Source organism: Congregibacter sp. (genome assembly GCF_965662665.1).
Classification (GTDB): Bacteria; Pseudomonadota; Gammaproteobacteria; order Pseudomonadales; family Halieaceae; genus Congregibacter.
Genome location: NZ_CBFIIF010000004.1, coordinates 135,035 through 146,695, shown reverse-complemented (window position 1 = coordinate 146,695; position 11,661 = coordinate 135,035). Strand labels below are relative to the sequence as shown.

Annotated in this window: 11 protein-coding genes; 8 read left to right on the top strand and 3 right to left on the bottom strand. The window is 54.3% G+C overall.

The window, feature by feature from the left end; genetic code table 11:
* Nucleotides 1-20 precede the first annotated feature (20 nt).
* The 3 genes from ACTG39_RS03240 (at nucleotide 21) to ACTG39_RS03230 (ending at nucleotide 4,001) form a co-directional block, all read left to right on the top strand.
* Nucleotides 21-1,325, top strand: coding sequence for a UDP-glucose dehydrogenase family protein (locus tag ACTG39_RS03240; RefSeq protein WP_439106090.1), 1,305 nt, complete (start codon nucleotides 21-23; stop codon nucleotides 1,323-1,325).
* A 178-nt stretch (nucleotides 1,326-1,503) separates the two neighbouring features.
* Nucleotides 1,504-1,644 carry a hypothetical protein gene (locus ACTG39_RS03235; protein WP_439106089.1) on the top strand — a complete coding sequence of 47 codons (141 nt, stop codon included), beginning with the start codon at nucleotides 1,504-1,506 and terminating at the stop codon, nucleotides 1,642-1,644.
* Entirely contained in the window at nucleotides 1,641-4,001 is a 2,361-nt protein-coding gene (locus ACTG39_RS03230) for a putative bifunctional diguanylate cyclase/phosphodiesterase (protein ID WP_439106088.1), read from the top strand. Before ACTG39_RS03235 ends, ACTG39_RS03230 begins: the two co-directional genes overlap by 4 nt.
* Before the next feature lie 7 nt (nucleotides 4,002-4,008).
* Here the strand turns inward: ACTG39_RS03230 and ACTG39_RS03225 are convergent, their stop codons facing one another.
* Nucleotides 4,009-4,281 carry a DUF3144 domain-containing protein gene (locus ACTG39_RS03225; protein WP_439106087.1) on the bottom strand — a complete coding sequence of 91 codons (273 nt, stop codon included), beginning with the start codon at nucleotides 4,279-4,281 and terminating at the stop codon, nucleotides 4,009-4,011.
* 142 nt (nucleotides 4,282-4,423) lie between these two features.
* On the opposite strand from ACTG39_RS03225, the gene ACTG39_RS03220 reads away from it, so the two are divergent.
* Nucleotides 4,424-5,362 (top strand): surface lipoprotein assembly modifier, encoded by a 939-nt coding sequence (locus ACTG39_RS03220; RefSeq protein WP_439106086.1) that lies wholly within the window; start codon nucleotides 4,424-4,426, stop codon nucleotides 5,360-5,362.
* A gap of 63 nt (nucleotides 5,363-5,425) precedes the next feature.
* On the opposite strand, the gene ACTG39_RS03215 is transcribed toward ACTG39_RS03220, so the two are convergent.
* Nucleotides 5,426-7,276: a S8 family serine peptidase gene (locus ACTG39_RS03215; RefSeq protein WP_439106085.1), complete on the bottom strand. Its 1,851-nt coding sequence runs from the start codon at nucleotides 7,274-7,276 to the stop codon at nucleotides 5,426-5,428.
* 333 nt (nucleotides 7,277-7,609) lie between these two features.
* Between ACTG39_RS03215 and ACTG39_RS03210 the strand changes: the two genes are divergently transcribed.
* Complete coding sequence (locus ACTG39_RS03210; RefSeq protein ID WP_439106084.1) at nucleotides 7,610-8,122, top strand: RNA polymerase sigma factor; 513 nt, start codon at nucleotides 7,610-7,612, stop codon at nucleotides 8,120-8,122.
* Between the two features lie 154 nt (nucleotides 8,123-8,276).
* Entirely contained in the window at nucleotides 8,277-9,068 is a 792-nt protein-coding gene (locus ACTG39_RS03205; RefSeq protein WP_439106083.1) for an anti-sigma factor family protein, read from the top strand.
* A 464-nt stretch (nucleotides 9,069-9,532) separates the two neighbouring features.
* Here the strand turns inward: ACTG39_RS03205 and ACTG39_RS03200 are convergent, their stop codons facing one another.
* On the bottom strand, nucleotides 9,533-9,961 hold the full coding sequence (locus tag ACTG39_RS03200) for a CBS domain-containing protein (protein WP_439106082.1): 429 nt from the start codon (nucleotides 9,959-9,961) through the stop codon (nucleotides 9,533-9,535).
* A gap of 179 nt (nucleotides 9,962-10,140) precedes the next feature.
* Here ACTG39_RS03200 and ACTG39_RS03195 point away from each other — a divergent pair, with 179 nt between their 5' ends.
* Complete coding sequence (locus ACTG39_RS03195) at nucleotides 10,141-10,968, top strand: SDR family oxidoreductase (RefSeq protein ID WP_439106081.1); 828 nt, start codon at nucleotides 10,141-10,143, stop codon at nucleotides 10,966-10,968.
* A gap of 8 nt (nucleotides 10,969-10,976) precedes the next feature.
* Nucleotides 10,977-11,660, top strand: coding sequence for a hypothetical protein (locus ACTG39_RS03190; protein WP_439106080.1), 684 nt, complete (start codon nucleotides 10,977-10,979; stop codon nucleotides 11,658-11,660).
* Nucleotide 11,661 lies beyond the last annotated feature (1 nt).

Genomic DNA, 11,661 nt, shown 5'->3' with positions numbered 1-11,661 from the left:
TGATGAAAAGGTCTACCTAAATGAACGTTGTAATGATTGGGGCGGGCTATGTGGGCCTGGTATCCGGCGCCTGCTTCGCCGAGTTTGGTGCCAGCGTAAGCTGCGTCGATAAGCAGGAAGATCGCATTGCTTCACTTCGACAAGGCAAAATCCCCATTTACGAGCCCGGTCTTGACGACTTGGTGCGAAAAAACGCTGAGGCTGGACGACTAAGCTTCACCACAGATGTGGCAGGCAGCGTTGCGAAAGCCGACCTGATATTTATCGCCGTAGGTACCCCAACCCGTCGCGGCGATGGTCATGCTGACCTCAAGTATGTGTATGCCGCAGCCGAAGAGATCGCGGTGAACCTGCAGAGTTACACCGTAATTGTTGATAAGTCGACGGTACCGGTGGGCACAGCCCGCGAAGTAGCAAGGGTGATTAGAAAAGCAAATCCCGATGCCGACTTCGACGTCGCTTCGAACCCGGAGTTTCTCCGTGAAGGCTCTGCGATCAGCGATTTTATGCGCCCGGACCGCGTTGTTTTAGGCGTGGAGTCAGAGCGTGCTGAGGCGCGGCTTCGAGAGCTCTATCGTCCTCTTAACCTCATCGAAGCCCCTCTACTCGTGACGGGACTCGAGAGCGCCGAACTGATTAAGTATGCCGCAAACGCGTTTCTCGCCACCAAGATCAGCTTCATCAATGAAATGAGCCAGCTCTGTGAAAAGACCGGCGCCGATGTAAATGCCGTTGCCAAAGGCATGGGTATGGACAAACGGATTGGGAATAAGTTTCTCCATGCTGGCCCGGGCTACGGGGGTTCTTGCTTCCCCAAGGACACACTGGCATTGAATCGCATGGCCCAGGAGTACGGTGTAGGCAGTCGCATTGTGGAAGCGGTTGTAGAAGTCAACGCATCGCAAAAAGCGCGCATGGTCTCAAAGATCCGCGAAGCGCTGGGAGGCTCTGAGGCGGACAAACGTATCGCCGTGCTTGGACTCACCTTCAAGCCTGAAACCGATGACATGCGTGACGCTCCGGCACTGGCAATTCTTCCGGCACTGATCGATCGCGGAGCCAGCATTTGCGCCCACGACCCCGAGGGCATGGACGAAGCCCGCCCACTGCTCCCGGAGAGCGTCGAGTATGCCCAAGACATTGCAACAGCGGTTAAAGATGCGGACGCCGTGGTACTCATGACCGAATGGAATCAGTACAGAGGACTCAATCTCAGCGACATTCGTGATTCCATGCGCGGGGACATATTTATCGATCTCCGCAACGTCTATGAACGCGATTTGATGGAGCGCGCAGGGCTGCGCTACACCAGCGTGGGCCGCTGACCCTCTTCCTAAACTGGACGCCGTTTGCAGAATTCCGTAACGACACAGCAAGAACGCTCACGCAGCTTTTTGCAAATTCTCCCTGCCAGTTTCTCTGGATTTATCGCTCTGGCCACCGACAATAATGCGTGATAGTTTGGCCATCTAGCATTGTCACAAGCGCAGGGACCGCTAGACGATGAAGCAGCAAATCGATGCCGATCTGGATCTTACAACGCTCCGACGTTTGCCGATCGTCGGCAACCCCGACAAACTGTCCCGGGGCCTGGGGTTCGTTATGTACTACCTAAATCTTCGCAGAGCCAAGCCTCAGCTATGAGCATCGCAAGCAAGATCAACGCGCTCATCGCACTGCTGGCTATCTTAGCTGGACTCATCCTGACGCTATTTGTCGGACAGCGCGACTTTAGCTATCAGCGTGACGCACTCATTCTTTCTGCTTCCAGCCTCGTAGGCAGCCAAACGCATCTTCAGCTAACCGCCTATTTTCGCGAACCCATGGATGTCCAGCGCACCCTCGACGAGTACCTGGGTCTGTCCGAGGCCGTCACGCGAACGACTTTTTACGACAGCCAGGGAAGTGTCATAGGCGTGCAGAGCCATTCGTGGGTAGAAAACGACCCTATGCCACGTTTCAGTGCTCTGCGCGAAAACCTCTCTCCCGTAGACCGGGGCATCGTTGTACGACCCGGCGGAACGGTACCACCGGGTCTTGAACTGCTAAGCCGTTTCATTTTTGGCGAAAAAACCACCTCGCTGACACTACCCATTGTCTCTGTGGTAGATCCTTCAAGGCAAAATTTGGGACGCGAAGATTTCGCCGCGGCTCTCGCCTATCCAGAATTAGTCAGTAGTGTTTATGTTGCAGGCTACCTCGGTGTTGAAATCAGCAGCACCGTACTTTGGAGCCTGACTTTACCTACGGTCGCTCTATCGGCAGGCATTGGTCTGGCGGTACTGTTCCTCTTCTGGTTGCTCACGCGCATTATTACCCGGCGAATAACCGCGCCCCTCGGCATGCTGGCAAGCGTTGCAGATGATATCGCCGCAGGCAGACAGAGTGAGCCGCTGCGGATTCGTGGCAGTGGTGAAATTCGCGATATTGCTGAAGTCCTCAACGGCATTATTACGGGCCTACATAGCTATACACAGCAGATGGATGCGGACCGAAAAATACTCAGCATGAAAGTCGACGAGCGCACAGAGCAACTCAGCCGGCGAAAAAAGGAGCTCGATACTGCGGAGCAGAAGGTAAGCGAGTCTCGCAGTAAGTTGCGCCACGCCGCGTACTTCGACAATTTAACCTCACTTCCCAATAGAAAACTGTTCACTGAGCAACTGGCTCTCTTGCTCCGCCTTGCCCGAAGGGGCAACCAGAATGTCGGCCTCTTGCATGTTGATATCGACAACTTCAAACGTATTAACGATTCTCTAGGGGCGGCCGGGGGCGATGCCCTCCTGAGGGAAGTTTCGGAACGCTTAGCCGCGGGAGTGCGAGACAGTGATGTTCTTCACCGCCGATCGGATGAAGAAAATTCGGTGATGGACCTTTCGCGCCTCGGCGGAGATGAGTTCACGGTGGTGCTCAACCACATCGAAAGCATTGATATGGCAAAGCGTGTAGCAGATCGCCTAGCGAGTTCTTTAGCGGAGCCTTACATCATCGACCACCAGGAAGTCATCGTTACGTCCAGTATCGGGATAGCGTTGGCACCGGATCACGCCGAGGATGTTGAAACGCTATTGCGTGCAGCGGACACCGCAATGGTCAACGCCAAAAAGCGCGGACGCAACAGAGTGCTCGTCTACGACGACTCCATGGAGAGCGCAAACCGCGAAAGGCTCGAGCTTGAGAATGATCTGCGCCGTGCCGTGGAGCTCGACCAACTGCTTCTCCATTACCAGCCCCAAGTAAACGCGCGCACTGGCGAAGTTACTGGCGCAGAATCTCTTGTTCGCTGGAACCATCCGACACATGGACTGGTGCCACCCTTTAAGTGGATTCCCATCGCTGAGGAGATAGGCCTGATTGAGGAAGTGGGCGAATGGGTGCTAAGACAAGCCTGCGCTGACCTTGTCGAATTGCGGGCAAGCGTGAATCCGATACCAAAAGTATCGGTAAACGTGTCTGCTTTGCAGTTTCATGATGAGTTCGTCGATACCGTTGGCTCTGCACTGCAAGACTCGGGCTTGCCCGCAGAGTCCCTGGAAATCGAGCTCACCGAAGGCATTATGGTGAGCAATCAGGAAAGTGTTGTTGCTATGGTTCAGGACTTAAAGGATTTGGGCGTGCGCTTGTCCATAGACGACTTTGGTACTGGTTACTCATCGCTCAGCTATCTGACCCGCTTCCCGCTGGATGAGCTAAAAATTGACCGCAGTTTTGTATTAGGACTGGCCAAGGGCAAGCAGGACATTGAGCTCGTGCGAGCGATCATCGCAATGGGTAAGAGCCTCGGACTGGAACTCGTTGTCGAGGGCGTGGAGCGCGTCGAAGAGCTAAGGTTCTTTCTCGAACAGGACGCGGAAATCATCCAGGGCTTTCTCTTTAGCCAACCGGTTCCACTGGCGCAGCTTCGTACGCTACTGGAACCCGGTCATTTCCGTCGTCAATTAGATCGCCTCAACGGAAGCGAGAACCAGAATGACGACGGCATTCAGCTGGAACAGGCCTGATAGGGCCTTAGCTGCCCGCTCTCTTTCTCTCGTCTTCAGCCTTCTTCAGCGCCTGAATATTAGTCAGGTTCTGCTTGTAGGCATCCACGACTTTGTCGATTCCCGAAGGATTCAAACCACCGCTGTTGCCCGTCACAGTATAGGTCGAATAGATCCCCGACGAGGTCATGAGAGCCCAGGAAACCACATTGACCGGGACACCCTCGTCCTTCATTTCATTGGCCAGGTCGATAAAACGCTGCATACAGTCGTCATGCTGCTGAGTCTGATCGTCGCTCAAGAGAACTCCTTAAAGATCATGTTGATAAAGGTCGCGAAGTTTATCACCGGATCGCAAACACAGACAGCCATCAAGTGGCAGTCTTGAGACAAAGGCGTGCTTTGATTAGTCTGCGCACCCAACCTTCACCCTGAGCCGATCAGTGCCTCTATTCACGTCTCGACTAGCTCGCATATCTATCGCGATGCTGTGCGCCTGCGCAGCGTCGGCGATTGTCGCGCAAGAGTCGGGAGAGAGTGCGAGCAAGACTCGCTGGAGTGCCGAAGTCGGCGTCGGGGGAGAATACGATACCAACGTGTCTGTCGATGAAGTCGATCTCTCAAGCGGGCAGAGCGATTATGCTGCGATCCTTGATCTGGAGCTCGGCGTCAAACATAGCTTTAATGATCGCACCGAGGCTTCGCTGAACTACGACGTTAGCAGCAGCACCTACCAGGAATTTTCGGCAGTAGACCGACTCACACATATTCTGGGGGCGGACATCAACACTGATCTGGGCAGCAGTAACGCGTCACTCTCAGCCTATTACATCGACTCACAACTTGATGGCAATGACTTCCTCAAGTACACCCGAATCTCGCCTTCACTTTCCGGTTTTTTATCGCAACGCTGGTTTGCACGAGGGGCTTATGTTTACTCAGAGCGCGAAATAGACAATCGCTCTCAACGCGACGCAGAGACCCATACGGGGGAACTCGATTTTTACTACTTCCATCGCGGCCTGCGCAGTTACCTCAACCTTGGCTATCGCTATCGGGAAGAAGATGCCGTCGCCGATGAACTGGATTTTAACGCGCACTCCTTAAAACTGCGCTACATTCGCCGCTTTGACGCCTGGGAGCGAAAAATAAAAGTCGAAGCGGCTCTACGGTATGAGGTGCGCGACTACAATTCCGACGAACCGACGATTGAAGAACCTCGAAACGATGATCGCCTGCGCGTAAAATTCGACTTGGAGCTACCTCTGACCCAGCGCTTGAACTGGCAGTGGTATCTCAGCTACGGAGACTACGTATCGAACCTACCAAGAGCTGACTTTACGCAGACCATTTTTGGTACTCGCCTGCAATACAGCTGGTAAAAAAACAACCGAGTGCTACCCAGGGGACGCTGTGCCTTGGGAGTAACCTAGAAACCTCGACAGCTAAAGACTGCCGAGGGTCAACAAACCGAAACCATAGATCGAATCGCGCCCGGGAGGACCTAAATCCATCGCGCTCTCAAGGAGCATGGTGATAATGTCAGATTCCGGGCTGAGGCGACTCAAACGCGCCGCAGCGGTGACCGCAAAAGGCACAGCAAAAGAGGTACCTGAGGACGCGGCATACCCACCTCCGGGTTGAGCGTGGCGCAAGTCAACTCCTGGCGCTGCCAGAGCAAGATAATCCCCGCGATTGGCCAAACGGAAAACCTGACGAGCTGAGTCCACCGCGGTAACGGCGACAACGCTATCGTAGGCGGCTGGATACATGGGTCGTGCTACTGGACCGCCATTACCTGCTGCAGCCATCACAACCATATCCTGCGAAGACGCGCGATCCAGCGCTCTCTCCAGCAAGCGATTAGGCGGTCCGGCCAAACTGATATTCACCACGTCAACGCCAGACGAGATCAACCAATCCAAAGCGCGGATAAGGCTCACAGTACTGGCAATCTCTCCGCGCTTACCGTCCAACTCAAACACCGACGCTGCGTACACTTCAGCATTGGGAGCGAGTCCCCGGTACTCAGGAGAGTTCGCAGCAATAATCGAGGCAATGGCCGTGCCATGGAACTCTGGAGCCTCAGCGCTAGGTTTTGCGAAAGAACGCGTATGAATGCTGGATTGCGCTAAGGCAGGGTGCTCTGTGTCTACGCGGCTGTCGATCATACCTACACGCAAATCAAGGTCATCAAGGTCCGAGGGAAACGCCATTGCAGCGCGCGGCATGACCCCACTACCTGCAACCATCTCGGGAACACCGGCGGTGTAAATGTGATTTAGGTCGACCTCGGCTCGATCTTTACCCACGACATCCAAAACGCCATCACGAACTTGCGTGATATCGAAAGTGGACGGCGCAGCAACCTCTGCCAACCTAAGTCCCAGGCCCGGCAACTCTGTCACGGTGTCAAAGAGGTAGCCCCGCGACGTCAACTCGTCAAAGACGACGGGCTCTGCCATGACCAGCCACTGTTCCTTGAGTATGCGATTTTCATCGACCTCCAAATCGCTCTCCAGGTTATCGAGAATTTCATCGATTTCGGTTTCCAAACGACCTTCAATGGCAAGGACAACTCTTTGCTCGACGTCATCTTCAACCGAAGACTCGACAGAAGACTCCAAAGAATCTTCCACCGAGCTCTCTACACTGTCCTCAACCGACGCCTCGACGCTACTCTCCACGCTGGCGATGACTTCGCTCTCTACAGACTCCTCCACGCTGTCTTCAACGGCGGCTGCGACAGATGCTTCTACGCTGCCTTCAACGCTGTCCTCGACAGTCTCCGCAACAGCTTCTTCCACACTGCCTTCGACACTATCCTCCACTGTCGCGGCAACGGCCTCTTCTACGCTGCCTTCAACGCTATCCTCTACGGTCTCGGCAACAGCCTCCTCTACACTGCCTTCGACACTGTGCTCTACGGTCTCCGCGACGGCTTCCTCAACGCTGCTTTCGACGCCGTCTTCAACAGAAGTTTCCACAGCTTCAGCGACGCCGGTCTCCACGGAAGACTCAACGGACTCTTCCAAGCGCTCTTCTACGGTCTGGGCGACTGCATCGTCGATAGTGCCTTCAACCGTCGCATCCACTGTCTGCTCGATGGTCTCTTCGATGTTGTCTTCGATGTTTTCCTGGATGTTCAGCTCAGTGGCAACCTCGACTGAAGTCTCGATGCTCTCTTCGACATTGTCCTCAACCCGTTTTTCGAGCTGCTGCTCTATCCGCTCTTCGACTTCTTCCTCAGCCGGATCAGCACCCAAAAATCCACCTACTGGAAGTTGGGCCGACACGCTGCACGACATCATCAGGACTAGCGGCCCGACAATTCCCGACAAAATGGCGCGATCACCACGGCCTGATTCGCTGTCAAAACCGCCACGCGGGGGTCACACGGAGACATCGAGAAGCACGCCATCAATTTGAGGCGTAGTCGCGAAAAAATAAATGTCAATAAATTCATGATGTTACCAATCATTTAGGTGGGAATTTCTAAAATACAGCTACAGCGCTGTATGCCAGTCTCCCGCTTCCTTATACTAACGACCCAACGCGCATTTTAGTCCCATGGAAAAAAGTGGGAATAAAGCTCGCTCGCAAGCGTCTTAGATTCTAGCAGGGAATGAATGACGTCGCTCAGTGATCGACAACTCGGCAAACGGCAACGCCAGGAGCTTATGGCGGAGCTTAAGGGCCTCAAAAGGTTCTGCCTGTCTTTGACAGGCAGCGATGCCGACGCGGATGACTTGTTGCAGTGCACCGTAGAGCGGTTGCTGGAGCGAGGCATTCCTGATGATGCGCACACCGCACGCTGGGCGTATCGGGTATGCAAGAACCTTTGGATCGATGAGTTACGGTCCCGGGAAGTTAGAACGCGACACGCAAACGCGGTGGCGCAGACCGGCGAAGCGAGAGAATTGTCGCCCTCTGCTGAGAAGCAATCTGCCGGAGAGCGGAGCCTGGCAGCGGTCAATGAGGCAATGGCAAAGTTGCCTGAAGAACAGAGAATGGCCCTGACACTTGTTGCAGTCGAGGGTAAGAGTTACGCCGAAGCAGCGGAGATTTTGAGTGTGCCCATAGGCACGATCATGAGTCGAATTGCTCGGGCTAGAAAGCAACTGCTGCCGGCTCTCGATTAGAGCAGCTGAAGGCTCTCGATTAGAGCAGCTGAAGGCTCTTGATTAGAGCAGCTGAAGGCTCTTGATTAGAGCAGCTGAAGGCTCTTGATTAGAGCAGCTGAAGGCTCTTGACTAGAGCAGCAGTGCAAACAAAAGACATGGGTGAGTACATAGCATGAAGGGCAACGGCATGGACAAGGGTTTGAGTGAACAGGACATTGAACTGTTGTCACAGTACCTTGATGGCGAACTTGCGCCAGCGCTCTCCAGAGCACTTGAGGCCCGACTGCATAGCGAAGTCGAGTTGCAGGCCGGTCTGGTGCGCATGCAGGAGCTGAATCAACGCATGCGCGACGCCCTCGCCGAACGGGATCAGATACCCGAAGCCGTAGAAGCGTTATTAAAAGAAGACAAGTCCAGTAATGCCTTCGAAAGCAACACTGGCAGTGCGACGGTCTTAAACTTCCCCGGGCGCACGGATACTGCAACTGTTGCAGCAAGACCTGTGTGGATGTACGCGGTAGCGGCATCTTTCGTCGGTGCTGTAGCGCTGAGCCTGGTGAGCAACATTACGGGCCAGGGAGAGCAAAACCGGCTTCCGGGCAATGACAGTTTTGTCACAGCCGCACTTGATAACGTCCCGTCAGGAGACGGCTGGGCCGCGCTGCAGGATGGCAGAGAAATCCAACCGGTACTGAGCTTCCCTCACGAAGACGGTCGCTGGTGTCGCGAGTATCTCCTCCGTGGCGGAGAATCTGACTGGCGCGCTGTAGCTTGCCGCGAAGAAGGTCGCTGGGTAACTCAGGCGGCGGGTCTCGAATCCTATCTGGAACCTGCTGACGCGTACCGCCCTGCAGGAGCAGCGGACTCGGCACCTGTTGCAAGCTTCATCAGCCAACATGCAGGCGGCATCGCCTTAGGTCGAGAAGCAGAAGCCGCAATGATCAGCAGCGACTGGCAGCAGTAAACCCCTCAGAAAACAACGCCCTCCCCTAGTCTAGACCAGTGAATCGGTAAGGGACTCTCTTTTAAAGCGCTGGGACATAGCGCAGGCATAAGCTGCGCCTCAGCAGGCTTTTCACACCCCCCCCCCCTGAGTGCACGCTGAAACGCGGAACAGTACATGCTGAACAACTCTGGGGCTCACAAACGCAATTCCAAAGGCAGCAAATCCCCCAAGCACAGCTACCCAAATGAACGTTAAAGCCGCACACGTCGATGTATTCCGCGGAATGGGCGGTCGGAAAAAAGGAGGGAAATTTGAGTCGCGGGTGGTTTGAGGCTGGTGCCGCAGGCCGCGATGCGATCCTATGCTGAATCGCTACCGCTCCCAATATACCTGTCGGCACCACCTCGAATGGGGCGTTTCACTCCACCACTGACAAGATGACGATAACAAGGCCAAGTTTATTCCCGATAATTTACATTTTTTTAAGCGCTTTTCGGATGCACACGTCGACGGGAGTTTTCCATGAGGGCCCACAGCACATTACTGGAACTCACCTGCCCGACCAGACGACCATTTTCTATAACGGGTCGACGACGCTGTCGGGTGGCAAGCATATCTGCTGCCACTTCGACGATGGAGTCTTCAGGGGTGCAGCTCACTATGCTGCTGGTCATAGCGTCCTGAACCAATGCGTGCTCAGGATCACCATCGTTGTAAATAGCGTTCAACACCGAATTGATGCAATCTAATTCCGACAGGACTCCCACGGGATTACCCTCATCATCCACCACTGTCACCCCCGTTAGCTTGTACTCCACCAATGTCTCAACGGCCTGAACAAGGTTTGAGTTACAGTTAATGGTCAACGGGTTTCGGCGCATGCAGTCTTTGATGGTGTTCGGTGTCGACATAGTTAAAAACTCTTGTGGTGAGAAGAAGTTAGTCCAGCGTTTCCGGCTAAAAATTCCAGAGACATTCGCACGTTACCTGTTGCACTGCCGCTCGTCCACGCACCGTTGTCACGGGAGCTGCTCGGTACTTGTGATTCGCGCTATGCTTATGCTCAGCTATTTTTGGAGAGCAACAGCATATGTATCCAGGTATTGATTTCAATGGGAAGGTCGTATGGATCACGGGTGCATCATCTGGCATTGGTGAGGCTCTCGCCCTTCAAATGGCGGCTCGGGGCAGCCAGTTGATACTCTCGGCACGCAATCAGACCGAATTAGAGCGCGTTGAGACCCTGTGTAAAGACGCAGGCGCAGCCGACGTCTTGGTGTTACCCCTGGACGTCTCCAAGCATGAGACCATGGAACCCGCCGCACAACAGGTGTTCGCCCAGTACGGAAAACTCGACCTGTTGATCAATAATGCCGGCGTTTCGCAACGATCTTTTTGTATTGATACCGCCTTTGAGGTCTATCGTCAGATCATGGACATCAACGTATTGGGACAGATCGCTCTTACCCTGGCCGTTCTTCCCGCTATGGTTGCTCGAGGCGAAGGCCACATTGCCGTTACTTCAAGTATTGCCGGTAAAGTTGGCGTGCCACTACGAACAGGCTACTGCGCGGCCAAACACGCCGTCATGGGTTTTTTTGATGCCTTGCGTACAGAAGTCGCTGCCGATGGCCTGCAAGTGACCACCATCGTTCCGGGCTTTATTCAAACGAACGTTTCCAAAAATGCTTTGCGCGGCGACGGGCAAGTCGCCGGCATTACGGACCAGGACATTGCCGAGGGAATGCCCGTAGATGAGTGTGCTGACGTGATCATCACAGGTTTTGAAACCGGCCTGCCTGAAATTGCCGTGGGGACTGGGCCTGAGATGGGGCTGCCTCAATTAAAAAGCGATAACCCAACGGGCGCTTTTCAGGCACTCGAGCAAATGGCTGCGCAACTCCGCCAAGCCTCCTGAAGGTCCCTATGACTCATCTGAGTCGTCGGTGTTTCGCCACCCTGCTTCTGGGATCAATGCTCGGGGGCTGCGGTGGTTATGAGGTAAAAAATCTCGCAAAGTCCGACACTAACCTTGTTACCGACGAATTCATATTAGAGACGCGACTCCTCGTCCGTGAACTCATGCGTAAGTTCTACGCCCGAAACCCCGATCAGTTACAGCGAGGGTCTGTCCATAGCGTCGACGACCGATTGCGCCAGCTTCGGGGCACTCCCGGGCCGCTTTCGTTTGAAGAGCTATCCAGCGCTCAGGAAATTGCAGCGTTGGAGCTGGTGTTTCAGGAAACTTTTAGCGGCGATCGCGTGTTTGCACTGACCGTGGGCCTTGGGGGCATGTTGCGCAAAGCTTATGGGTATAACACTGAATCCTTTCTTTTCGATTCTTTGGATTCTCAGGCTCTGAGCACCAGTGCCCGGAACATAGAAATTTTACTCTGGCGTCTCAAAAACAATCGCAAGAGTTCCACAGAGCCTTTTTTAATATCCAGCGAATATCGCGGCGTCACTGACAACCTGAGCTTCGAGCGCATCTTTGGAAAACTCATCGCCCTCCAGGACATGATGGCGCGCATTGCCGGAGATGCGGGAGATCGGCGAGTCACCAAGGTTGTCCACACGGCCACCTCAGTGTTTATCCCCTTGCCCATTTGAA

What these genes read in the sequence shown, in the direction of transcription:
- ACTG39_RS03240 (WP_439106090.1), top strand. Translation starts at nt 21, where the DNA reads ATGAACGTTGTAATGATTGGGGCGGGCTATGTGGGCCTGGTATCCGGC.
- ACTG39_RS03210 (WP_439106084.1), top strand. Translation starts at nt 7,610, where the DNA reads ATGACGTCGCTCAGTGATCGACAACTCGGCAAACGGCAACGCCAGGAG.
- ACTG39_RS03205 (WP_439106083.1), top strand. Translation starts at nt 8,277, where the DNA reads ATGAAGGGCAACGGCATGGACAAGGGTTTGAGTGAACAGGACATTGAA.
- ACTG39_RS03190 (WP_439106080.1), top strand. Translation starts at nt 10,977, where the DNA reads ATGACTCATCTGAGTCGTCGGTGTTTCGCCACCCTGCTTCTGGGATCA.
- ACTG39_RS03230 (WP_439106088.1), top strand. Translation starts at nt 1,641, where the DNA reads ATGAGCATCGCAAGCAAGATCAACGCGCTCATCGCACTGCTGGCTATC.
- ACTG39_RS03235 (WP_439106089.1), top strand. Translation starts at nt 1,504, where the DNA reads ATGAAGCAGCAAATCGATGCCGATCTGGATCTTACAACGCTCCGACGT.
- ACTG39_RS03195 (WP_439106081.1), top strand. Translation starts at nt 10,141, where the DNA reads ATGTATCCAGGTATTGATTTCAATGGGAAGGTCGTATGGATCACGGGT.
- ACTG39_RS03200 (WP_439106082.1), bottom strand. Translation starts at nt 9,961, where the DNA reads ATGTCGACACCGAACACCATCAAAGACTGCATGCGCCGAAACCCGTTG.